Origin of the sequence: Acidovorax sp. Leaf73 (assembly GCF_916855635.1) — a bacterium.
GTDB lineage: Bacteria > Pseudomonadota > Gammaproteobacteria > Burkholderiales > Burkholderiaceae_C > Acidovorax > Acidovorax facilis.
Genome location: NZ_CAKASI010000002.1, coordinates 624,619 through 648,404, shown reverse-complemented (window position 1 = coordinate 648,404; position 23,786 = coordinate 624,619). Strand labels below are relative to the sequence as shown.

Annotated in this window: 19 protein-coding genes; 10 read left to right on the top strand and 9 right to left on the bottom strand. The window is 65.6% G+C overall.

Translation table 11 applies throughout. The features are described from left to right. Positions 1-12 precede the first annotated feature (12 nt). On the top strand, positions 13-2,406 hold the full coding sequence (locus tag LPA35_RS09325; protein ID WP_228896649.1) for a GGDEF domain-containing protein: 2,394 nt from the start codon (positions 13-15) through the stop codon (positions 2,404-2,406). A 109-nt stretch (positions 2,407-2,515) separates the two neighbouring features. After that, entirely contained in the window at positions 2,516-3,406 is an 891-nt protein-coding gene (locus LPA35_RS09320) for an NAD-dependent epimerase/dehydratase family protein (protein ID WP_228896646.1), read from the top strand. 25 nt (positions 3,407-3,431) lie between these two features. Here LPA35_RS09320 and LPA35_RS09315 read toward each other — a convergent pair whose 3' ends face one another. The 3 genes from LPA35_RS09315 to LPA35_RS09305 all read right to left on the bottom strand — a co-directional run bounded on the left by LPA35_RS09315 (position 3,432) and on the right by LPA35_RS09305 (position 6,175). Then, entirely contained in the window at positions 3,432-4,394 is a 963-nt protein-coding gene (locus LPA35_RS09315; protein ID WP_228896644.1) for an amino acid ABC transporter substrate-binding protein, read from the bottom strand. A gap of 101 nt (positions 4,395-4,495) precedes the next feature. Further along, positions 4,496-5,272 carry an aspartate/glutamate racemase family protein gene (locus LPA35_RS09310; protein WP_228896642.1) on the bottom strand — a complete coding sequence of 259 codons (777 nt, stop codon included), beginning with the start codon at positions 5,270-5,272 and terminating at the stop codon, positions 4,496-4,498. 12 nt (positions 5,273-5,284) lie between these two features. Then, complete coding sequence (locus LPA35_RS09305) at positions 5,285-6,175, bottom strand: amino acid ABC transporter substrate-binding protein (RefSeq protein WP_228896641.1); 891 nt, start codon at positions 6,173-6,175, stop codon at positions 5,285-5,287. Between the two features lie 317 nt (positions 6,176-6,492). Between LPA35_RS09305 and LPA35_RS09300 the strand changes: the two genes are divergently transcribed. Then, positions 6,493-7,710 (top strand): D-amino acid dehydrogenase, encoded by a 1,218-nt coding sequence (locus tag LPA35_RS09300; RefSeq protein ID WP_228896638.1) that lies wholly within the window; start codon positions 6,493-6,495, stop codon positions 7,708-7,710. A 20-nt stretch (positions 7,711-7,730) separates the two neighbouring features. Here the strand turns inward: LPA35_RS09300 and LPA35_RS09295 are convergent, their stop codons facing one another. From LPA35_RS09295 to polA, 5 genes are all read right to left on the bottom strand, one after another. Further along, positions 7,731-8,657: a LysR family transcriptional regulator gene (locus LPA35_RS09295; RefSeq protein WP_121420828.1), complete on the bottom strand. Its 927-nt coding sequence runs from the start codon at positions 8,655-8,657 to the stop codon at positions 7,731-7,733. Between the two features lie 86 nt (positions 8,658-8,743). Further along, the gene (locus tag LPA35_RS09290) at positions 8,744-9,376 is read right to left on the bottom strand and encodes a glutathione S-transferase family protein (RefSeq protein ID WP_228896636.1); all 633 of its coding nucleotides are present in this window, start codon (positions 9,374-9,376) and stop codon (positions 8,744-8,746) included. A 21-nt stretch (positions 9,377-9,397) separates the two neighbouring features. Further along, a complete protein-coding gene (gene yghU, locus LPA35_RS09285; protein ID WP_228896633.1) occupies positions 9,398-10,300 on the bottom strand; it encodes a glutathione-dependent disulfide-bond oxidoreductase in 903 nt (300 codons plus the stop codon). A 134-nt stretch (positions 10,301-10,434) separates the two neighbouring features. Next, positions 10,435-10,722, bottom strand: coding sequence for a hypothetical protein (locus LPA35_RS09280; protein ID WP_228896631.1), 288 nt, complete (start codon positions 10,720-10,722; stop codon positions 10,435-10,437). A 303-nt stretch (positions 10,723-11,025) separates the two neighbouring features. Beyond that, positions 11,026-13,824, bottom strand: coding sequence for a DNA polymerase I (gene polA, locus LPA35_RS09275; RefSeq protein WP_228896630.1), 2,799 nt, complete (start codon positions 13,822-13,824; stop codon positions 11,026-11,028). Positions 13,825-13,877: 53 nt separating this feature from the next. On the opposite strand from polA, the gene LPA35_RS09270 reads away from it, so the two are divergent. From LPA35_RS09270 to LPA35_RS09255, 4 genes are all read left to right on the top strand, one after another. Further along, a complete protein-coding gene (locus LPA35_RS09270) occupies positions 13,878-14,237 on the top strand; it encodes a hypothetical protein (RefSeq protein ID WP_228896628.1) in 360 nt (119 codons plus the stop codon). A gap of 114 nt (positions 14,238-14,351) precedes the next feature. Then, positions 14,352-15,302 carry a homoserine kinase gene (locus tag LPA35_RS09265; protein ID WP_055401042.1) on the top strand — a complete coding sequence of 317 codons (951 nt, stop codon included), beginning with the start codon at positions 14,352-14,354 and terminating at the stop codon, positions 15,300-15,302. A 124-nt stretch (positions 15,303-15,426) separates the two neighbouring features. Further along, entirely contained in the window at positions 15,427-16,269 is an 843-nt protein-coding gene (locus LPA35_RS09260; RefSeq protein ID WP_228896626.1) for a BPSS1780 family membrane protein, read from the top strand. Then, positions 16,226-17,050: a FecR family protein gene (locus LPA35_RS09255; RefSeq protein WP_228896625.1), complete on the top strand. Its 825-nt coding sequence runs from the start codon at positions 16,226-16,228 to the stop codon at positions 17,048-17,050. Before LPA35_RS09260 ends, LPA35_RS09255 begins: the two co-directional genes overlap by 44 nt. 128 nt (positions 17,051-17,178) lie before the next feature. Here the strand turns inward: LPA35_RS09255 and LPA35_RS09250 are convergent, their stop codons facing one another. Continuing rightward, positions 17,179-19,404 carry a PhoX family phosphatase gene (locus tag LPA35_RS09250; protein ID WP_121420835.1) on the bottom strand — a complete coding sequence of 742 codons (2,226 nt, stop codon included), beginning with the start codon at positions 19,402-19,404 and terminating at the stop codon, positions 17,179-17,181. A 322-nt stretch (positions 19,405-19,726) separates the two neighbouring features. Between LPA35_RS09250 and LPA35_RS09245 the strand changes: the two genes are divergently transcribed. The 3 genes from LPA35_RS09245 to LPA35_RS09235 all read left to right on the top strand — a co-directional run bounded on the left by LPA35_RS09245 (position 19,727) and on the right by LPA35_RS09235 (position 23,707). Then, positions 19,727-20,932: an imelysin family protein gene (locus LPA35_RS09245; protein ID WP_228896623.1), complete on the top strand. Its 1,206-nt coding sequence runs from the start codon at positions 19,727-19,729 to the stop codon at positions 20,930-20,932. 2 nt (positions 20,933-20,934) lie between these two features. Further along, the gene (locus tag LPA35_RS09240) at positions 20,935-22,437 is read left to right on the top strand and encodes a di-heme oxidoredictase family protein (RefSeq protein ID WP_228896621.1); all 1,503 of its coding nucleotides are present in this window, start codon (positions 20,935-20,937) and stop codon (positions 22,435-22,437) included. Positions 22,438-22,600: 163 nt separating this feature from the next. Beyond that, positions 22,601-23,707: an imelysin family protein gene (locus LPA35_RS09235; RefSeq protein ID WP_228896619.1), complete on the top strand. Its 1,107-nt coding sequence runs from the start codon at positions 22,601-22,603 to the stop codon at positions 23,705-23,707. Positions 23,708-23,786: the final 79 nt, after the last annotated feature.

The window sequence follows — 23,786 nt, the reverse complement described above, 5'->3', positions numbered from 1 at the left end:
GACCTACCAACCATGCCCCCTGCTCCACCGCCAGCGCGCGAAGAACCTCCGGCTCTGCTGACGGCGGTCGTGTGCGGGGTCTGCGGCATGGGTGGGCTGGGGCTGCTGGCCTGGGCGCTGGCCAGCCATGTGCTGGAGGCGCCAGTGCGCGCGGCTCTGGTGGCTGCCGGGCTGGCGCTGTGGGCCATGGCCGGCCTGCACTGGCAGCTTGCACGGCGTGCGCAGCGCTGCCAGGTGGCGGCAGAGGCTGCGCAGCAGGCAGCCCTGCAGGCCAGCGCACAGCTGTCGGCCACGCTCGACATCCTGCCCGACGGCCTGGCCATCTACGACGCGGACGACCGCCTGGTGCTGTGCAACACACGCTACCGCGAGGTGGCCCCGGGCATCACGATGGCGGTGGACTATGGGACACGGTTTGAAGACGTACTGCGCCGGGCCGCCGCTTCGGGCGAGATCCGGGACGCGCGGCCAGACCTGGAAACCTGGCTGGCGGGCCGCATGGAACGCCACCGATCACCGTCCGGCCCCGAAGTGCAGGAGGTGCGGGGCGACCGCTGGATGCAGCTGACCGAGCGCACGCTCGACGGCGGCGGCGTGGTGGTGTTGCGCACCGACATCACCGACACCGTGCACAAGGAACGCGCGCTGAAACAGGCGCTGGCCGACGCCGAACGCGCAGAGCGCCGCCTGCACGAAGCGGTGGACGCCATGCCCGCCGGCCTCGATATCTATGACGAGAACGACAGGCTGGTGCTGTGCAACAACTTCATGGCCAACCTGCGCCCGCACCTGCCCGTGCAGACATCGCTGGGCAAGACCTATGAAGAACTGCTGCGTGAAGGCCTCCAGCACGGCATTCCCGAAGAAGCGCGCGGCCAGGAAGAGCTGTGGCTGGCCCACGAACTGGCCCTGCGCGGCCACCGTCCTGGCCCCGAGGTGCGCCACTACCCCAATGGTGCATGGATGCACATGCACGAAAGCCGCACCCCCTCGGGCATGACCGTGGTGGTGCGGCTGGACATCAGCGACCTGATCGAGCAGCGCCAAAAGGCAGAGGAAGCCCGCCAGGAAAGCCAGCGCATGCGCCAGTTGCTGGAGCGCGCGGTGGAGGCCCTGCCCGTCAGCATCGAGATCTTTGACGAGCAGGACCGGCTGGTGCTGTTTAACCAGCAGCTCTCGCGCATGTACCCCCACATGAACTACGCAGAGCATCTGGGCAAAAGCTTTGCCGACATCCTGCGGTATTCGGTGCAGCGGGGGCTGGTCCCCTCTGCCAACGGCCGCGAGGAAACCTGGATTGCCGAGCGCCTGTCAGAGCACGGCAGCCGCACGTCCAACCTGGTGCAGCGGCTGGCCGATGGGCGCTGGATCAACATTTACGAAACCCGCACCCCTGAAAACTATGTGGTGGCGGTGCGCCTGGACATCACCGACCTAATCGAACAGCGCCAGGCACTCGAAGCGGCGCAGGACGAAGCCCAGCAGGCGCGGCAACTGCTGCAGGACGCCATCGAATCGCTGCCCGAGGGGTTTGCGCTGTTCGATGCCGACGACCGGCTGGTGGTGTGCAACGCGCAGTACCGACGGCTGTACCCCATCTCGGCACCCATGATCTTGCCCGGTAGCACCTTTGAGCAAATTGCCCGCTACGGCGTTGAGCGCGGGCAGTACTTGGACGCAGTGGGCAACGAAGAGGCCTGGCTGGCCCAACGTGTGGCCGACCACCAGGCCGCCATCCAGTCCGTTTTGCAGCACCTGACCGACGGCCGGTGGGTACAGGCCGACGAACGCCGCACCCCCCAGGGCGGCATTGCCGGTGTGCGCACCGACGTGACCCAGCTGGTGCGCAAAGAGCAGGAGCTGGCCGCCGCCAACGCCAAGCTGGCGCTGCTGTCCACCACCGACGGTGTCACGGGCATCGGCAACCGGCGCCGGTTTGACGACCGTCTGGCCACGGAATGGATGCGCTGCGGCAGGCACGGCCTGCCGCTGACCGTCATCCTGATCGACATCGACCACTTCAAGCTCTACAACGACCACTACGGCCACCTGGCTGGCGACGAATGCCTGCGCCGCGTGGCCCAACTGCTGCAAGCCACCATCCGACGCGCGGATGAGGTGGCCGCACGCTATGGCGGCGAAGAGTTTGTGCTGCTGCTGCCCGACGTGCCGTTGCCCGAGGCCGTGACCGTGGCACAGCGCTGCATGGACAGCCTGCGGGATGCCGCCCTGGCCCACCCCCGCTCCCCCACGGCGCCCATCATCACGTTCAGCATGGGCATTGCGAGTGTGGTCCCACGCCCGGAGGCCGGGTCTGACACACTGGTGCAGGCGGCCGATGCAGCCCTGTACCGCGCCAAGTATGGGGGCCGCAACCGCTTTGAGGTGTTTGACCCGGGCGCATGAACAGGCCCGGCGCCGCTGGCAGTAGCGGAGCACTCAGCGTTTTTTTCGTGCACCGCTCCAAGAACCCACACCCGCCGATGACCTTCTTTTTCTTTCAAAGGCACTGTTGATGCACATCCTGCTGACCGGCTCCACCGGATTCATTGGCCACACCGTGGCAGCGGCACTGACCCGCGCAGGGCACACGGTGCACGGCGGGGTTTCGCCCCGCCAGCGCACCGCACAGCCGCTGCAGATCCCCATGGACTTTGCCCGCGACACCACGCCCGATGCGTGGCTGCCACGCCTGGCGGGGATCGACGCCGTCGTCAACGCTGTGGGCGTGCTGCGCGACAGCAGCGCACGCCCTATCGACGCCGTCCATCAGCACACCCCCGTGGCCTTGTTCAACGCCTGTGCTCAGGCGGGTGTGAGACGGGTGGTGCACATCTCGGCGCTGGGCATTGAAGGCAGCACCACGCGCTACGCCAGCACCAAGCGCGCGGCCGACGTGCATTTACAGGCCCTGGCAGCGCGGGGCGCCCTGAACCCCGCCATCCTGCGGCCCAGCGTGGTGTTTGGCAAAGGCGGCGACAGCAGCGCCCTGTTCATGAATCTGGCCCGCCTGCCCGTGGCGCTGTTCCCCGGCCCGATGCTCACGGCGCGCGTGCAGCCCGTGTCGGTGCACGACCTGGCCGCCGCCATCGTTGCCCTGCTGGGCCCAGCCATGGCCACCCAGGGCCTCATTGAATGCCCGGGGCCCGAAGCGCTGACCATGGGAGAGTTCGTCGCCAGCCTGCGGCAACAACAGGGCCATGGCCCCGCCCGCGTGCTGCGCCTGCCCGACGCGCTGACGCAGCTCAGCGCACGCATGGGCGATGCGGTGCTCAGCGTGCCCTGGTGCACCGAAACCCTGAGCATGCTGGGCAGCGACAACGTGGGCAATCCGGCCGTGTTCGAGCAGTTGCTGGGGCGCAAAGGCGTGCATTACAGCCAGCTGGTGGCTACGGCCTGGCGTTGAAGGCCCACCCCGCGCGCCACCGTGCCTACTGCGGCACGTAGTCCGACGGGTACTTGAGCGAATCCACCAGCAGGTGCGGCATGCGCATGCCCAGGTTGATGCCTTGGGGGGGAATCGGCTGAGTGAACCACTTGTCATACAGGCGGTGCAGCTCGCGGGTCTGGATCAAACGGCGCAGCTCGGCATCCACCACGGCCTTGAGTTCGGGGTTGTTGCGCTCAAACGCCACGGCATAAGGCTCGATGGTCATGGGCTTGCCGATGACCTTCAGGTCCTGCGGCTTGGTGTGGCTGGCGCGCAGGCAGTAGAGCAGCACGTCGTCCATCGCAAAGCCTTCGACCTTGCCGCTCACCACCCAGCCGAAGCCTTCGGCGTGGTCCTTGGCGGGCTCGATGCGCACGCGCACCGACTTGGTGGCAGCCTCGCGCGCCAGCGAATCAATGTTGGTGGTGCCCGCTGTGGATGCGAGTGTCTTGCCATCCAGGTCTTCGATGCGGGAATAAGGCTTGTCGCTTTGCACCACGATGCGCGACGAGGCAATGAAATGCGCAATGGTGAATGCCACGCGCTCACGGCGCGCTGCCGTGTTGGTGGTGGAGCCACATTCCAGGTCCACCTCGCCTTTTTCAATGGCATCGAAGCGGCTGCTGGAAGTGACCAGGCGGTAGGCCACCTTGGTCTCGCGCAGCTTGAGATGGCGCCCCAGCGCCTGCGCAACCTGAAGGCAAACATCCACGCTGTAACCCATGGGTGTTCCGTGGGCCACATAGGACATCGGCATGGACGATTCGCGGTGGCCGATGACCACCACGCCGCTGGACTGGATGCGTTGTAGCGTCTTCCCCTGGGATGGTAACGACGGCGCCGCCTGCGATGGTGCCGCCGCCTGTGCCAGCACCTTGCCGCCACCCGCCATGCCGAACGCAAGCGCAAGCACGGCCGCGCTCATGCTCCCGCCCAGCCTTTTTCCGACCGTCGCAACTGTCATGGTGTTCACCTTCAATCAAGAAGTCGCCACCCCAGGCAGACTGAGGACATGGCAAGAAAAAGGATTCGGCCGCTCACCAAGCCGACGGCAGTGCGCGGGGCTCAGCCCGCAGGATGGATGTGCCAGTAGGCATGCCGGGCCAGGGCCGAGGCCAGCACCACCGAGGGATTCACCAGCGAGAGCCCTTCGAGCCGGGGGTGCTCCGCCAGCGCCAGGGGAATCTCGGTGCAGCCCATGATCAGCGTGGACACGCCGTAGCGCTCCTGCAGCGCAATCGACACGGCCTCAAAGCGCTGTCGCGCCAGCGGATAGTTGCCCGCCTTCACGCCGTCGTAGATTCCCTGCATCAACTGCTCGCGCTCATGGTCGTCGGGTACAAAGCAGGCGATGCGCGCACGCTCCAGCTCACGCTGGTACAGGCCCGCGTCGTAGGCGCCGCGTGTGGCCAGTAGCCCCACGCCCTGCACCTTGCGCGCCGACAGCTCGGCTACCACCTCCTGCACGCCGTGCAAGACCACCATCTGTGGAAACCGCTGCTGCAGGATGCCGTGCCAGGCATGGGCCGTGTTGCAGGCAATCGCCACCACCCGCGCGCCCAGCGCAGCCAGCCGCCCGGTGGCCTGCAGCATGGGGTCTGCGGGCTGGTGCGCGCCGGGGCGCGTGTCGTTCAGCGCGGCCGTGCGGTCCGGGATGGGCACCTGCGCCAGCCAGTGCTCGGGGTAGGCCTGGTCGCGCACCGGAATGCCCAGCACCTCCATGCGGTCGGTGCAGGCCTGCACGAACAGGCGCACAAAGTCAGCCCCGGCGGCCGGGCCCATCCCGCCCAGAATCCCCACCACCTGCGGGGCGTGGGGGTGGCTTGCAGACACTAAAGACATGCGCGCTCCGGCTTACTGTGCGGGCTTGTCGCTTTGGGCCACCAGGTTCTCGCGCAGCTCCTTGCTCATGGCCAGGTTCAGGTTCTGGTTGCGCGGTGGCACTGGCGACATGAACCACTTGGTGTAGAGCTTTTCGAATTCGCCCGACTTCATCATCCCGCCGATCACGCCGTTGACCAGCGCCTGGAACTGCGGGTCGTCCTTGCGCAGCATGCAGGCATAGGGCTCCACCTGCAGCGAATCACCCACCACCGTCCAATCGGCCGGGTTGCGCTGGTTGCCCATCAGACCGAACAGCAGGATGTCATCCATCGCAAACGCTTCCGCCCGTCCCGTTTCCACCAGCAACACGGAGTCGTCATGGTCCTTGCCCAGCACGATGTCCATGTCGAGGTTGTTGTCGCGGTTGTACTTGCGAATCACTTGTGCGTTGGTGGTGCCCGAGGTGCTGGCCACCTTCTTCTTGGCCAGGTCTGCGTAGTTCTTGACGCCCGATGTCTTCTTGGTCAGCAGGCGCGTGCCGGTGTAGAAGTAGTTGATGGCAAATTGCACATCCTTGCCCCGCGCCGTGTTGTTGGTGGTCGATCCGCACTCCAGATCGATGGTGCCGTTGGTCAGCAACGGAATACGGTTCTGCGATGTCACCGCCTGCAGTTCCACTTTGAGGGCGGGGTTGTTCATGCGCTTCTTCACGGCATCGACCACCGCGTTCGAGATGTCCACCGCAAAGCCCACCGGGGCACCGGGGCCCGAGAGGTAGCTGAAGGGCACCGATGACTCACGGTAGGCCAGCGTGATCTTGCCCGACTCGGCAACCTTCTTGAGGGTGTCGGCACTGGCCATGGCGCTGGCCAGCAGGCCGGTGAGCACGATGGCGGCGGAGGTGACGGCGGAGAGCTTCATGGGAATCCCTTTGCGAAAAATCAGGTGGACGGTTGAAAAAGCGAGACGCAGGGGCACTGTAAAAATTCGCGCAGCACTTGAACAATTCATTTGCACGGGTACCTCATGACCAAAAGTTATGCCGCCGATCTGGTGCACACCGCCGCACCATCCAAGTGCCATTTTTCCCATTCCGCGCGGCTGTTCCGTGCTGTGTGCCTTCCATCGGTGCACACGCATAACTTCCCGGCATGGCTGCGCATGGCATTGGCATTGTTCAAAGGCCCGCCCTCACCCTACATTGACTTTCAGTCAACCAACAACATAGAACACACAAGATGCAGGTATGTGTCCTTGGCGCAGGCATCGTGGGCCTGGCCACCGCCTATGAGCTCCACCAGCGCGGCATGCAGGTGACCGTGATCGACCAGGCCCAGCCCGGTGCTGGCGCCAGCGGCGGCAATGGCGCGCAATTGAGCTACAGCTATGTGCAGCCTCTGGCCAATGCCGGCCTGTGGCACCAGTTGCCAGAACTGCTGCTGTCGCCCCGCTCGCCGCTCAAGATGCGCCCGCAGTGGGACGTGCACCAGTGGCGCTGGGGCCTGGAGTTTTTGCGGGCCTGCAACCGGCGCACGTCCGAGCGCAGCACCCAACACCTGCTGGCCCTGGCCGCACTCAGCCGCCACGGTTTTGAAGCCATGCTGCAGGCCGAGCAGCTGGACTGCAATTTCTCCAACACTGGCAAGCTCGTGCTGTACAGCACCCCCGCTGGTCTCGCCGCAGCGCAGCAGCAGATGGAACTGCAGCGCGCCTGGGGCAGCGAGCAGGAAGCCGTCTCGCCCCAGCGCTGTGTGGAGATCGAGCCCGCGCTGCAGCACTACCACCGCAGCATTGCAGGCGCCATCTACACCCCCAGCGAATGCGCGGCCGACTGCCTGGCGGTGTGCCAGGGACTGCAGCGGTTGCTGGCAGCACGCGGGGTGCGCTTTGTGCTGGGCACGCGCGTGGAGGGCTTTGTGCACCATGCGCGGCGCATTGCAGCCGTCCAGACCAGCGCGGGCGCCATCGAGGCGCAGCAATTTGTGCTGGCTCTGGGGAGCGCCAGCCACCAGGCGGCAAAGACCCTGGGCTTTCGCCTGCCCATCTACCCGCTCAAGGGCTACAGCGTCACGCTGGATACGACGGACGCTGCCGGAGCAGCTCCCCGCGTGAACGTGACCGATGCTGCGCGCAAGGTGGTCTTTGCACGCATCGGCCAGCGCCTGCGCGTGGCCGGCATGGCCGAGCTGGTGGGGCACGACGACCGCATTCCGCCCGCGCGCATCCAGAGCCTGTGCGAGGCCACCCGCGCGTTGTTCCCCGGCTGCAGCGACTTCAGCGAACTGAGCCCCTGGACCGGCATGCGTCCGGCCACCCCCACGGGCGTGCCGCTGGTGGGAAGGCACACCCACGCCCCAGACAACCTGCTGCTGAACACGGGCCACGGCGCGTTGGGCTTTACGCTGGCGTTTGGCACGGCCGCGCAGGTGGCCGAGCTGGTGGTGCCGACAGCCTGAGCAGCCCTCCCCACACGGCGCTATTCGGCCTCCCGCAGACCCACGGACTCCAGCGTCTCGGCCACCGCTTGGCGCATGCACTGCGTCATGGCGCTGGCCAGCAGCGAGCTGGGCCGGTTCACAGTGCGCAATGACTTGATGGGCACAGCAATGTGCGGCGCCAGCGCCAGCACATCCACCTTGCTGCGGTCGGCCGAAGCAGCCGTGCAGGTGTCCACCACCGCCACCGCATGGCCGTGGTGCGCCAGGGCCAGCGCGGCGTGGTAGGTCTGCACCGTGATCGCCGTCTGTAGGCCAACGCCGGCTTCACGGCAGGCATGGCTGACCACCGTGCCGATAGGGTCGCGCACATCCAGCCGCACCACGGGCGTATCGGCCAGATCGGCCAGGTGCGCCACGCCCGCATCCACCAGCGCCGCACCCAGCATGCCCTTGGGCGCCACACACACCATGCGGCCATCGGCTAGGTGCTCCTGCGTGAGCGCGGGGTGGGCGATGGCGCTGAACACAAAGCCCACATCCGCCTCCTGCAGCACCAGGGCCGACACGATCTGCGGAGAATGGAGCGCATCGATGGTGACCTTCACATCCGGGTGCTTCTGCCGAAAGAACCGCAGCGCGCGTGGCAATACCTCGTAGCTCAGCGCTAGCACGCTGAGGATGTGCAACTCGCCCTCGCGCTGGTCGCCCTTGAGGCTGTTGGCCAAGCGCTGCACATCGTCGAGCTGGGTGAACAGGCGCTCGATGTGGGGGTACAGGGTCTGTGCCTCGGTAGTGGGCACCAGCTTGCCTTTGAGCCGATGAAACAGCGGAAACCCTAGCTGCAGTTCCGCATGGGCCAGGATGCGGCTGACCGCCGGCTGGGTGACGTTGATGAGGCGGGCCGCCGCGCTCACGCTGCCGGTGAGCATGACGGCGTTGAAAACTTCTATGTGGCGAAGGCGCATGGGCTAACAATGCAAGGAACAGGCCCGATGCGCAATCCTTGCATCCACCCATTGCGACTCAAACGGGGACTGGAGCAGCGCGATAGTTAGAGCGACATCGACAGCCGCTGCGCCATGGCCGCACGCCAACGCAGCAAGTGCGGGTGCTGCTCGCCGGGCTTGTGCTTGACCACGCGCGCAAAGTCCACCGCCACCACCGCCGTGATGTCGGCCACGCTGAAGCGGTCGGTGGCAATGAAGTCGCGGTCCACCAAGCGCTCGTTGAGCAACTGAAAGAATTGCCCCACGCGCACCAGCCCCCGCTCGGCCAGCGCCGGTATTTGCGGGTAGTCCACCGCGCCGGGCAGCGCCCGGTTGGCCATGGCGGGTGCGCTGTTGCGCAACGCCTCGGCAATGGCCAACAGGCCCTCGAACTCCAGGCGCCAGTTCCAGCTGGCGATTTCGGCCTTTTCTGCAGGCGTTTCGCCCAGCAATGCAGGCTGCGGGTAGCGCGCCTCGACATACGCGGTGATGGCCGCGTTGTCGGTCAGCAGCAAACCCTCTTCGGTGCGCAGCGCGGGCACCGTGCACTGCGGGTTGATCTGGCGGTAGGCATCGCCCAGTTGCTCGCCATTGCGCAGGTCCACCTGCACGGTGTCGTGGGCCACACCCTTTTCTGCCAGCAGGATGCGCGCGCGGCGCGGGCTGGGCGCGGTGGCGCAGTCGTACAAAGTGATCATGGTGACGCCTTGCAAAAACACTCAGCGTGCGGGTGAAGAAGCTGCTGCCGCCGCCTCGATCTTGTCCTGCGTCTTGGTGTCAAAGTCGCTGGCCTCATGCCGCTCGCGCAACTGGCTGGCCAGGTCGCCCTGAACACGGTTCACCTTGCGCCCACGCTGCACCGCCGGGCGCTTGGCCACCTGCTCGGCCCAGCGCACCACATGCGTGTATTCATGCACCTGCAAAAACTCGCCCGCGTTGTAGGCCTGCCCTTTCACCAGCAAGCCATACCAGGGCCAGATCGCAATATCGGCCACCGTGTACTCATCGCCCGCCACGTACTCGGTCATAGCCAGGCGCTGGTTCAGCACATCCAGCTGGCGCTTGGCCTCCATCGCATAGCGATCGATCGCGTACTCGATCTTGACCGGCGCGTAGGCATAAAAATGCCCAAACCCGCCGCCCACAAACGGCGCACTTCCCATCTGCCAGAACAGCCACGACAGGCACTCCGCCCGCGCCGCGCCGTCTTTAGGCAAAAAGGCACTACCGAACTTTTCAGCCAGATACATCAGGATGGCGCCGGACTCAAACACCCGCACAGGGTTGGCGGGGTCGGTGCGGTCCAGCAGGGCCGGGATCTTGGAGTTGGGGTTCACAGACACGAACCCGCTGCCGAACTGCTCGCCCTCGTTGATGCGAATCAGCCACGCGTCGTACTCCGCCCCGCTATGGCCCAGCGCCAGTAGCTCTTCCAGCATGACCGTGACTTTCACGCCATTGGGCGTGCCCAGCGAATACAGCTGCAGCGGATGGCGCCCTACGGGCAGTTCCTTGTCATGCGTGGCACCGGCAACGGGCCGGTTGATGCTGGCGAATTGACCGCCGTTTTCTTTGTTCCATTGCCAGATGGCGGGCGGGGTGTAAGTCGAAGAATCAGGCATGCGGGGACTCCAGGCAAATGAGGGGGACAGTGGCGGGGCGCCAGCAGTTGCGAGATGAGTTTAGCCATGCGGTCGATTCGCTGCTGGGCTGGGGCGAATGCACTGCGGAGGCGGTTGTGATGGCAAAACTGAGGTCACACCCAGCCCAAAAAAGCATATGCACCAAATGTCACGATCGATACCACAGCAATCAGAAGCAGACGCCACCCTATCCGCCGCCAGCTTAAGGAAAGCGGCGATACGTGTTGGTGGGTCTTTCGGCCGTGCTGAACCACACCGCCCAGCGCTTTTTCGCCCATCAAGATCATCTCGTCTAGATACCGTTTTTGTTCAACGCTGGCATCTGGGCCGAGATTTCTTCTGAGCTCCTTGAATTTTTTCAAAGACTGCTCGATGCCTTTCTTTTGCTCTTGCGAAGTCATGTTTTTCGGTTGCACACCCAATCCCAGCATAGGTTTGTTTCACACAACAAAGGCGAGGTTGTTCAATGCGAGCGCAAGAGGTATCTGACCAACAGCTCGTGACACGCGCTACCGGGAGCAAAGTTAAACATCACCGCTTGGGCCGCACAAGGGGCAGGCACCTTACCCACGGAGAGGAGTAAGAAAAGCGCAGGAGGCAATCACTTCAGATTTAATAGCATCCAGCGCTTACCAAGCAGGGGCGGATTCCAGTCCGAGCACAACACTTGTTCGCATTCAGTGCACAGAATCAGGCTGCCCGCCTCAATGCGCCTTATCCCAATTAGCCCCCACTCCCACCTCCGCCAGTAACGGCACCTTCAGCGCCGCCACTTCCGCCATCAGGCGCGGGATGTGGGTCTTGAGCCAGTCCACCTCGCTCTCGGGCAGCTCGAACACCAGTTCGTCGTGCACCTGCATGATCATCTGGATGCTGGGCTTATGAGCATCCAGCTCTTTTTGCACCGCCACCATGGCCAGCTTGATCAGGTCGGCCGCTGTGCCCTGCATGGGCGCATTGATGGCGGCGCGCTCGGCCCCGGCGCGGCGGGGACCGTTGGGGGAGTTGATTTCGGGCAGGTACAGGCGGCGGCCAAACACGGTTTCGACATAGCCCATGGACTTGGCGGCGGCCTTGGTGTCGTCCATGTACTGCTTCACGCCGGGGTAGCGCTGGAAATACTTGTCGATATACGCGGCGGCGGCCTTGGTTTCTATACCCAGGTTCTTGGCCAGGCCAAAGCTGCTCATGCCGTAGATGAGGCCAAAGTTGATGACCTTGGCGTAGCGGCGTTGCTCGCTGGTGACCTGATTGACCTCCACCCCAAACACTTCAGCGGCAGTGGCGCGGTGCACGTCCAGCCCGGCGTGGAAGGCGTGCAGCAGCGAGTGGTCGCCGCTCAGGTGGGCCATGATGCGCAGCTCGATCTGGGAGTAGTCGGCACTGGCAATCACGCGGCCTGCGGGGGCCACAAAGGCCTCGCGCACACGGCGGCCTTCGGGGGTGCGGATGGGGATGTTCTGCAGGTTGGGGTCGTTGCTGGACAAGCGCCCGGTCACCGCCACAGCCTGCGCGTAGTGCGTGTGCACGCGGCCTGTACGTGGCAGGGCCAGTTGCGCCAGCTTGTCGGTATAGGTGCCTTTGAGCTTGCTCAACGACCGGTGCTCCAGCAGCTTGGCGGGCAGGGGGTAGTCCTCGGCCAGCTTTTCCAGCACTTCTTCGTCGGTGCTGCGGGCGCCAGTGGCCGTCTTTTTCACCACCGGCATGCCCAGCTTGTCGAAGAAGATTTCGCCCAGCTGCTTGGGGCTGCTCAGGTTGAAGGGCTGGCCTGCAATCTCGTAGGCCTCGGTTTCGAGCTGCAGGATGCGCTGGCCCAGTTCGTGGCTTTGGGCGGCCAGGGTGGGGGCGTCAATGAGCACGCCGTTGCGTTCGATGCGGTACAGGGCCTCGCTGCTTTGCATCTCCAGTTCGTAGATGAAGCGCAGTTTGTCATCGGCCTGCAGCAGGGGCCACAAGGCGTTATGCACGTCCAGAGTTTGGTCGGAGTCTTCGCACGAGTAGGCGGCGGCTTTGTCCACCGGCACCTGGGCAAACGGAATTTGGTGCGCGCCTTTGCCGCACAGGTCTTCGTAGGTGATGCCTTTGCGGCCAGTGTGGCGCTCGGCCAGGCTGGTCAGGTTGTGGGGCTTGTGCACTTCCAGCACGTAGCTTTGCAGCATGGTGTCGTGCGCGTAGCCCTGCACCTCGATGCCGTGGTTGGCAAACACATGGCGGTCGTACTTGATGTGCTGGCCCAGCTTGTGGTGCTTGGGGTTTTCCAACCAGGGCTTGAGGCGGGCGAGCACATCATCCAGCGGCAGTTGCGCGGGCGCGTCGGGGCCTTCGTGGCGCAGGGGGATGTAGGCGGCCTCGCCGGGCTGTACGCTGAAAGAGATGCCGACGATTTGCGCACGCATTTCGTCGAGGGAGTCGGTCTCGGTGTCGATGGCCGTGAGCGGGGCTTTGTGCAGACGCTCCAGCCACTGGTCAAAGTCCGCCCAGTTCAGGATGGTGTCGTACACCACGGTGCGGTGCTGGGCTTCTTCGGCCACGGTGCTGGCGGAATGGTCGGCAAACAGGTCGCCGCTTTGGCCGGGCATGGCGACGGTGGGGGCTGTAGCGGCGGGGGCTGCGGCCCCCTTGATGGCAGCGGCCAGGCCCTTGAAGCCGTATTGTTCGTAAAACGGCAGCAGGCCAGCGTTGTCTGGCGCGTCGAGCGTGATGTCGTCAAACGCGGGCAGGCCGGGGATGTAGTCGGCCAGCGCGCAGTCGGTCTTCATGGTGACGAGCTGGCGGCTCAAGGCCAGCTGGCCGCTGGCAATGGCCTCGCGCAGGTTGTTGCCCGCCACGCCCTTGATGGCGTCGGCGTTGGCAATCAGATTGTCGAGCGAGCCATATTCCTCCAGCCACTTGGCGGCCGTCTTGGGCCCCACCTTGGTAACGCCGGGCACGTTGTCCACGGTGTCGCCCACCAGTGCCTGGTAATCCACCATCAGCGCAGGCGGCACGCCAAACTCTGCCGTCACGCCCGCCACATCGCGGCGCTTGCCGCTCATGGTGTCGATGATGGTGATGTGCTCATTGACCAGCTGGCTCAAATCCTTGTCGCCGCTGGACACGATGACCTCAATGCCCTGTGCGGCCGCCACGTGGGCCAAGGTGGCGATCACGTCGTCGGCCTCCACGCCGGGCACGGCCACTACCTTCCAGCCCAGCAGGTCCACCACCTGGTGGATGGGCTCGATCTGGCTGCGCAGGTCGTCGGGCATGGGCGAGCGCGTGGCCTTGTATTCGGTGTACAGGGCGTCACGGAAGGTGGGGCCCGAGGCGTCGAACACGCACACGGCGTAGTCGGTCACCACCTCCTTGCGCAGGGCCTGCATCATGTTGATCATGCCGCGAATGGCACCGGTGGCAGGGCTTGTGGGGTCGCCCGGCACCGCCCGGAGGTCGGGCATGGCGTGGAAGGCGCGGTAGAGGTAGCTGGAGCCGTCCACCAGCACCAGGGTCTTTTTGTCAGTCATGCACGGATTGTGCACGGCCGGACTCCACCCAGGCAGCGCTCTACAATCGCCCGATGCGCGCTCTCTACCTCCTTTTGCTGCTGGGCATTGCCTCCGGCACCGCCCTGGCCCAGAACTCAAGCCAAAATGCCCCTCAGGGCAGGACGGACAAGCGCGAAGCGCTCTCAAATCAAGAGCAATCTGCAGGCCGCACCAACCAGCGCACCGAGCGCATCCAGGTGGAAGACGCGGGCAGCCGCGTTGATGAGCTGCGTGTGGGCGGGCAAACACAGACGATTTCGGTGCAGCCCAAGACCGGCAACATGCCCGGCTATGAAGTGCAGTCGCCCGATGGCGCACGCAGCCGCGCAGGCAGCAACAGCGGCGCCGAGACCACCACCGCCCCGCGTGTCTGGAACGTGCTGAAGTTCTGAGGCCCCTGCGGCGACTGCGGTATTTGGCAGCGCCACCGCGCTGCCCCCATGAAGCCGCTGCACGCCCTGCCCTTCTTCTGCCAGTTTTTCATTTCTTTGTAACCCCCCTGAGCGATGGCCGTTTTTACCGAAGTCTCCAACACCGAGGCGCGCGAGCTGCTGCGCCGTTTGCAACTGGGTGAGCTGGTAGAGCTGCGCGGCATTGAGGGTGGCATCGAGAACACCAACTACTTTCTGACCAGCGACCAGGGCGAGTTCGTGCTCACGCTGTTCGAGCGCCTCACGGCGGCACAACTGCCGTTCTACCTGTACCTGATGAAACACCTGGCGCACGGCGGCGTGCCCGTGCCCGACCCGCGTGCTGACAAGAACGGCGACATCCTGCACACCGTGTGTGGCAAACCCGCTGCGGTGGTGAACAAGCTGCGCGGCAAAAGCCAGCTCGCACCCCAGGGCGTGCACTGCGCGGCCGTGGGCACCATGCTGGCCCGCATGCACCTGGCGGGGCGTGGGTTTGACCGGCACCAGCCCAACTTGCGCGGCCTGCCCTGGTGGAACGAAACCGTACCCGTGGTGCTGCCCCACATCGATTCGGCCCAGGCCGCCCTGCTGCGGTCTGAGCTGGCCTACCAGAACCATGTGGCGGCCAGCGCCACGTATGCCGCACTGCCCAGGGGCCCCGTGCACGCCGACCTGTTCCGCGACAACGTGATGTTCGATGGCGAGGAGCTCACGGGTTTCTTCGACTTCTACTTTGCGGGCGTGGACACCTGGCTGTTTGACCTGGCGGTGTGTCTGAACGACTGGTGCATCGACCTGGCCACCGGCGCGCACGACGCAGAGCGCGCCACCCGCATGCTGGACGCCTACCAGGCAGTGCGCCCGCTCAACGCGGCCGAACGCGAACTGCTGCCTGCCATGCTGCGCGCCGGTGCCTTGCGGTTCTGGATCTCGCGCCTGTGGGACTTTTACCTGCCGCGCGAAGCCTCGATGCTCACGCCGCACGACCCCACCCATTTCGAGCGCGTCTTGCGTGCTCGCCTTGCACACCCAGTGCACGCCTGAGCCCTTGTGCAGTGGCCGGAATGGGCCGCTGGGGTAAATTCCAAGCTATTGCACTGCCATGGGCGGCCTTCTGGCTGCCGGCAATGCCCGGGCGCAGGCCCCACCTTTCTTCAGCAGCACCTTCATGAAACTCCACATCGTCCCCGCCCGCACTGGCATGACCTGGGTCAAGCTTGGTATACGGACGTTCTGGAAGCAGCCCATGGCATTGGCAGCGCTGTTTTTCATGACCATGGCGTCCATGTCGCTGGCCTCCATGATTCCACTGGTCGGCCCTGCGGTGGCGCTGATGCTGTTGCCATCGGCCACCCTGGCCATGATGGTGGCGGCGGCGCAAGCCTCGCAGGGTCGGTTTCCCACACCGGCCGTGCTGCTGGTGGCGTTTCGCACCGGGCAGCAGCGGCTGCGTGACATGCTGGTGCTGGGCGCCCTGTATGCGGCTTGCTTTCTGGCGGTAATGGGCCTGTCGGCCCTGATCGACGGCGGGCAGTTCGCCAAGGTGTACCTGGGCGGTGCCCAGCTCAGCAAGGAAGTGGCCGAAGACCCGGCGTTCCAGAGCGCGATGTGGCTCTCCATGGTGCTGTACCTGCCGCTGTCGCTGCTGTTCTGGCATGCCCCGGGGCTGGTGCACTGGCATGGCGTGCCTCCGGTCAAGGCGCTGTTCTTCAGCATCGTGGCCTGCGTGCGCAACTTCAGCGCATTCCTTGTCTATGGACTGGGCTGGCTGGGCGTGTTTCTGCTGGGGGGGCTGGTGGTGGCGCTGGTGTCGGCACTGCTGGCTACGGCGGGGCTTGCGGCATCGGCGGCTGGCGGCATCATGCTGGGTGCCGCGTTGATGATGGCGGCGATGTTCTTCACGTCGGTGGTGTTCACCTTCCGTGACAGCTACGAGCCCCCTTCAACCCCAGAACCCGAGCCGCCCCATGACACACCACCACCTGACTCCCCTGCTCCTGGGCCGGACTGACAACGAGCTTCTCTGGCACCGGCGGCGCAGCCTGTTGCAGGCAGCCGCCGCGTGGGTGGCCGCTGGCGGGTGGATGGCCGCACAGGCGCAATCGGGCAGCAACATCGTCGAAGTGCGCGGGGATGTGCTGCGCAATGGGCAGGCGCTGACGGCACAGGGCAGCATCGCCGCCGGTGACCGCATCGAAACGGGGCCGGGCTCCACCGCCATCTTTGCCGTGGGCAACAGCGCTTTCATGGTGCGGCAGAACACACGCCTTGCGCTGGAGGGCGACACGCCGGCCGCCGTCAAGGTGCTGCGGGTGCTGACCGGCGCGGTGGCCAGCGTGTGGGGGCAAGGCACCGACCGGCAGGTGATTTTGCCCACCGCCACGGCGGGTATCCGGGGCACGGGTGTGTATGCCGAGGTGTTCCCCGAGCTGGACCACCGGGGCTACTTCTGCAACTGCTATGGAACGGTGGACCTGGCCGCTGGCAACGAAAGCGTGGTCAGTCAGTCGGTCTACCACCAGTCGTTCTGGGCCGAGCCTGCGCCGCGCGACGGCCGCCTTCTGACCCCTGCAGGTGCCATCAACCACACCGACGAAGAGCTGGAGTTTCTGGCCGGCCTCATCGGCCAGCGCACGGCCTGGCAGATTGCCGGGCGCAAGGGCACCAAAGACGGCAGCGGGCAGATGAACTACCCCGCGCCCGGCGGCACAACGCCAGGAACCACACCGCCGGCACCCACGGCCCCCACCCGCGCCGTTCCACCGCCCCCCGGCGACACCAGCACCTACTGACCCAGCTACGGCGCCCCTGGCAACGCGCCCACCGCAACGCACAAGGCCCACTGGCCAGGGGGTTGCCCTGTTGGTGGCAACCCCCTGGCCAGCGGGCCGGGTCGGTCAAAAAACGAACTAGCGGGGGATCAGGTCCCGATCACGCCGCCGTCGTTCTTGGTGATCACGATGGTGGCAGAGCGGGGGCGCTTGCCTGCGCCGTAACCTGCGTTGGCGGGCCACTGGCTCTGGTACTTGGTGGCGTCGCCCACATTGGCCAAGGCGGTGCCTTCACCGGGGTGCTGAATGTTCACGAAGATGGCCTTGCCGTCGGGCGTTTCAGCCACGCCGGTGATTTCGCTGCCCTTGGGGCCGACCAGGAAACGCTTGAGCGTGCTTTCGGTGGCAGCCTTGCCCACGGGGGTCACGATGTCCAGCTTGGTGCCGTCGGTCTTGGTGTAGCTCAGCGTCTTCTTGCCGCCGTCACCCACCTGGCCGGGCACAGCGGCCAGCATCATGCAGTTGGTCACGTCGGTGTAGGCACCGTCGTCGGTCTGGATCCAGCAGATGCCGGTGGCCTTGCTGAAGGCCAGGCCGTCGGGGCTGGAGAAGTCCTGGTCAGCAGTCAACGACGAGATGTTGACCAGCGCCTTGTCGGCCCCGGCTTCGGCGCCGAACAGGTACACGTCCCAGGTAAAAGCCGAGACCGAGGCGCCTTCCTTCATGCGCACCAGGTGGCCATTGGGGTTGCCGGTCTGTGCCGAGGTGCCCTTCATGTCGGTGTAGGCACGCGGGTTGGCGGCGTCTGGCAGGTACTGGCTACCCGTGGGGTTCACACTGCGGTTGCTGTTGTTGGTCAGCGTGAAGTAGATCTCGCCGTTGGCGGGGTTCACGGCGTTCCATTCGGGGCGGTCCATCTTGGTGGCGCCCACGGCATCGGCCGCCAGGCGGGTGTTGATGGCGATGTCGGCTGCGTCGGCAAACTTGTAGGCTGCATAGCCGCTGATGGCGGTGTTGGCCAGCGCCAGCTCGACCCAGGTGCCCGTGCCATCGGCGTTGAACTTGGCCACATACAGCTTGCCGCTGTCCAGGTACTTGTCGCCCACGGCCATGCGGTCGGCGGCATTGGCATCGGCGGCATTCCACAGCGCGGTGGACACAAACTTGTAGATGTATTCGCCGCGCGAATCGTCACCCATGTACACCGACAGCGGCTTGCCTGCCTCAACCTTGCCAAACGCCGCGCTTTCGTGCGCAAAGCGGCCCAGGCCCGTGCGCTTCTTGGCCATGCGGGTCTTGTCGTAGGCATCGATCTCGACGATGTAGCCCATGCCATTCATCTCGTTGCGGTAGTCATCGCTGCCGTCCACCGAGGTGCCAGTCTTGCTGTTGTTCCAGCGCTGGTACTGGTCGGCGGCACCGCCGCTCTCCCAGCCGTGGCGCGATGCAGCACCCTGGTTGCGGCCATAGCGCTTGAGGGCCGTGACGCTCTTGTCGTTGCCGCGTGCGGCATCGTCGGCAGCGCCACGCGTGAAGTAACCAAACCAGTTTTCCTCACCGGTGAGGAACGTGCCCCAGGGCGTCTTGCCCGTGCCGCAGTTGTTCAGCGTGCCGCGTGTGGTGGTGCCCGTGGGGGAGAACTTGGTGATCATCTGCGCATTGCCACGCGCAGGGCCCGAGATCTCGATGGGGCTCAGTGCCGTGAGGCGGAAGTTGAGCGCAGAGTTCTGCACGTAGGCCCACTTGCCACCCGACTTGGCGACTTCGATCACGGCAATGCCGTGGATCGCCGTTTCCTTGTCGATTTCGGCCGCAGGGCGTGGCAAGGTGGTCGTGCCGCCGTTGGCATGCAGAAAGTGGGACGACAGTTTCTCGTCGGTGGTGGCTTCGTGGTTGATGGCCAGCAGCCCGCGCTCGATGGCGTTGTCGTTGCGCTTGCCGTCAGCACCCAGACCAAACCATTCCATGCCGTCGTGGTGGTCACCACCGCGCTTGTCGAAGTCACCATCGGTGCCATCGTTCTTGTAGGCAGCCACGCCTGCTGCAATGGGGTCGCCCAGCGCAAACAGCACACTGGCGGTGTAGCCTGCAGGCACGGCCACCACGTCGGCCAGGCTCTTGGGCACCGCGCCAAAGCCCAGCAGCTTGGGGCCGGCAGGGGGTGGAGTCACTGCAGGGTCGTCGCTGCCGCCGCAGGCCGACACGCCAAAGCCCGCCAGCAGCGTGGTGCCCACCGTGCCCACGCTGCCCCGCAGAAGGCCACGGCGCGACAGGCGAGCGCCCAGCACCGCATCAAAGCTGGGGTTGGCAGAGGTGTTGGAGTTCTCGTTGTTGAAGTCAATCGCCTGCTCTGGCGCAGCCACACGGTGGTTCATGGGGTTCCTCGGGTTGTTGGTTACAAAACCCATGGAGCGTAGAAACCGTGGGTGACATCGCCGTGAAGCTTTTGCGGCGGTTTGATGACAGTCGGTCCCTGCAAGCTGGTGGTCGCACCAGAGGTGGAAATACACAAATACGAATCACTACTATTTGTATAATCAAAACCTGCCCTCGCCCACCCAGCCACGCCCTCGCACCTTGTGGTGCACAGGCTCCCTCAGCCAGTGCGGCCCCTTCGTTGACCACCGCAGCGCCCTTGCAGGCCCACCCGCCTTCCATGCCATGGCCTGCGCGCCCCTTTGCCCCGGAGACCTCTGCATGCCCCATTCCTTTCTGAAGACCTCGGTCCTGGTAGCCGCTTTGGCCCTGTGCACCTATGGCACTCACGCAGCAGCGCAGACAGGTGGGGCGCCGGCCCCGTCGGCCAACGCACAGGCGGTGAACACCAACATGGTGGCCGCGCACTACGGCCACCTGGTACATGCCAACTACACCGACACGCTGAATGCCGCCAAGGCCCTGCAGACGGCTGTGCTGGCATTCACCGCCAAGCCCTCTGCAGAAACGCTGGCCGAAGCCCGCAAGACCTGGCTGGCCGCACGCGAGTTCTACGGGCAGACCGAAGCCTTCCGCTTCTACGGCGGCCCCATTGACAACGACAACGGCCCTGAAGGCCGCATCAACGCCTGGCCCATGGACGAATCGTTTGTGGACAGCGTGCAAGGCAAGGCCAACGCCGGGCTGGTGAACAACCGTAAGTTCACCATCAACAAGAAGAACCTGTCGGCCCAGAACGAGCGCGGCGGCGAAGAAAACATTGCCACGGGATGGCACGCCATCGAGTTCTTCCTGTGGGGCCAGGACCTGTCAGACACCGGCCCGGGCAACCGCAGCTTTGAAGACTTTGTGGATGGCAAAGCCCCCAATGCCGACCGCCGCCGCCAATACCTGAACGTGGTGACAGAGCTGCTCATTGACGACCTCACCACGCTGGTGAAGGCCTGGGCGCCAGATGCCAAGAACAACTACCGCGCCCGCTTCGTCAAAGGCGGCCAGGAATCGGTGCGCAAGATGCTGGTGGGCCTGGGCTCGCTGTCGCGCGGCGAACTGGCCGGCGAACGGCTGGAAGTGGCGCTGAACAGCCAGGACCAGGAAGACGAGCACTCGTGCTTTTCGGACAACACCCACCGCGATGCGGTGACCAACGCACTGGGCATCCAGAACGTGTGGCTGGGCCAGTACAAGCAGGCCAACGGCACGGTGCTGCAAGGCCCTTCGCTGCGTGACCTGGTGGCCGCCAGGGACGCCGCGCTGGCCGACAAGACCACGCAGCAGATCGCCGCATCGGTGGTCGCCGCAGAAGGCATTCAGGCCCCGTTCGATCGCGAAATCATCGGCGGCAAGGACGCCCCGGGCCGCCAGCGCATCCAGAAGACCATCGACAGCCTCACACAACAAAGCAAAGACCTGGTCGCTGCCGCCAACGCCATTGGCATCACCAAGTTGACGCTGGTCCAGCCTTGAACATGCAGATCTCGCGAGCCAAACGCCGCCAGCGCGCTGTGCGCCTGGCGGCTGCCAGCACCGCCATCGTCGCACTCGCCGGCTTCGGCAGCCTGGGCATTCCATCGCTGACGGCAGCCCCCCAGCCCGACGCGCAGGGCGAAAAAACCGGCGGCGAGGCCACCGTATTCGCCACCGGGCGCAATGCCTTCTCGTTCCCAGCCGCCAACCTGACCGATGAGGAACGCACGCGCTTTGTCATCGGCAACTCGTTCTTTCGCCGCAACTGGGTCGAGGCCCCTGCATCCACCAAGGCCCGGGATGGCCTGGGCCCGCACTTCATCGCGCGCTCGTGCGGTGGCTGCCATGTGCAGGACGGCCGGGGCGAGCCACCAGCGATCTTCAACCGCCTGGGCGAGACCAAGGACCCGACCGTGGCCCTGCTGATCCGCCTGTCCATCCCCGGCAAAGACGCGCATGGCGGGCCCAAGCCCGAGCCGGTGTATGGAGACCAGTTCAACAACGCGGCCATCCAGGGCGTCAGCCCTGAAGGGCGCGTCACGCTGCGCTACGAAACGATCAAAGGCCAGTTTGCCGACGGCACGCCCTACACGCTGCAAAAGCCCGTGTATGGCTTCGCCGACCTGGGCTACGGCCCCATGCACCCGGACGTGATGAGCAGCCCGCGCATTGCGCCGCAGATCATCGGCGTGGGCCTGCTCGAAGCGATTGCCGAGGCCGACATCCTGGCCAACGCAGCCGACCAGGCTGCGGCGCCTGGCCCCATCAAAGGCCAAGCCAACAAAGTGTGGGACGCGCCCTCGGGCAGCACGATGACAGGGCGATTTGGCTGGAAGGCCAATGTGGCCACCATCGCGCACCAGACGGGTGGCGCCTTCCTGGGCGACATGGGCATCACGTCCCGCCACTTCGCGCACGAGACCTGCACCCCCGCACAAAAGGACTGCCTGGCTGCACCCAGCGGCAAAAGTGGCAAGGAAGGCGCCAGCATGCAAGGCCAGCCGGCTGTGGAGATCGACGACAAGACCCTCGCCGACGTGATCTTCTACCAGGCCACGCTGGCACCGCCCGCGCGCCGTAACGTCAACGACGTGCAGGTACAACGCGGTCAGGCCTTGTTTGCCCAGGCCCAGTGCGCCACCTGCCACCGACCCAGCTACGTGACCAAAGAGGGCCCCTTCCCCACGCTGACCAGCAAAGCCCTGAACGGCCAGCGCATCTGGCCCTACACCGACCTGCTGCTGCACGACATGGGCGAACGCCTGGCCGACAACCGGCCCGACTTTGGCGCCAACGGCCGCCAGTGGAAGACGCCCGCATTGTGGGGCACCGGCCTGATCAAGGACGTGAACGGCCACACGCGCCTGCTGCACGACGGCCGCGCGCGCGGCGTGCTGGAGGCGGTGCTGTGGCACGGCGGCGAGGCCGAAGCAGCCAAGGACCAGGTGCTGAACATGAAGAAGGCCGACCGCGATGCGCTGGTGAAATTTGTGGAGTCGCTATGAGTATTGACCCCCACGCTCCGCCGCTTCGCGGGTCGCTGCCCCCCGAGGGGACCGCGTTTTCATCTTGGGGCGGCCCGGCGATGAAAACCAGCCCCCACGCTCCGCCGCTGCGCGGGTCGCTGCCCCCCGAGGGGGCGCGTTTTCATCTTGGGGCGGCCCGGCGATGAAAACATACCTCCTTGCTACCGCCCTGCTGTTGACCGCACTGCCCCCCATAGCGACGCCGGCCCAGACAGCGGCTACCGCCCCCGCCTGGCAGCGCGAGGCCGTGCCGTTCTACGACACCATACACGCGCTGCAGGGCATCTACGGGCATTGGGCCCTGCCCCGCGCCAAAGACTTTGACCAGAGCGCCCGCGCCCTGGCGCCCGCCGTGGCCGCACTGTGCCAGGCCCAGGCCAGTGACAGCAAGACGGCTCTGGCCGCCGCGCGCACAGCTTGGCAGGCCACAGCGCGCGCATGGGAGCAGCTGACCGCTGTGTCGATAGGCCCCGTCATCGCCCGCCGCAGCCAGCGCGCCATCGACTTCACACCCACCCGCCCCGCGTTGATAGAAAAAGCCATCGTCACCCAGCCCCAGGGCGCCAAGGCCTTCGAGCGCATCGGCACCCCCGCCAAGGGCCTGCCCGCGCTGGAATGGCTGCTGTGGACCCGCCCCGTGCAGCCCGGCAGCCCTGCCTGCAGCTACGCACACGAAGTGGCGCAGGACGTGGCCGGCGAATCCGCCGCCTTGCAAGCAGCCTTCACCACCGCCGCAGGCACCGACTGGGGCGCCGAGGACGAACAGGAGCAGTCCACCCAGGCCATCAGCGAGTTTGTGAACCAATGGGTGGGCGGCATCGAACGCCTGCGCTGGGCGCAGATGGAAAAGCCCTTGCGCGCCGCTGGATCGGGATCTGGCAGCCGCACCCCCGACTACCCCCGTTCTGCCAGCGGCGACACCCTGGCCGCCTGGGCCGCCACCTGGGCAGGCCTGCGCAGCGTGACCGCCCTGCCTGCGAACGCCGCCACACCCGCGCCCGGCGAGGCGCTGGTGCCGCTGGAGATGTATTTGCGCGGCAAGGGCCTGAACCCGCTGGCTGACAAACTGCACCAGGCCACCGGCAAGGTGGATGCATCGATGGCGCAGGTGCAAAAAGCGGGTGTGCAGAACAAGGCCGCCATCCAGCAGACCGCGAAGGATCTGGCCGCACTCAAGTTTCTGGCCGAATCCGAAGTGGCACCGGCGCTGCAGGTGAGCATTGGATTCTCGGACGCCGATGGTGACTAGCTTGGAAGCGCCCCCTGAGGCGCTGCGCGCCATCCCCCCAGGGGGACGCCACCCGCAGCCCGGCCAAGCCGGTTCTGCG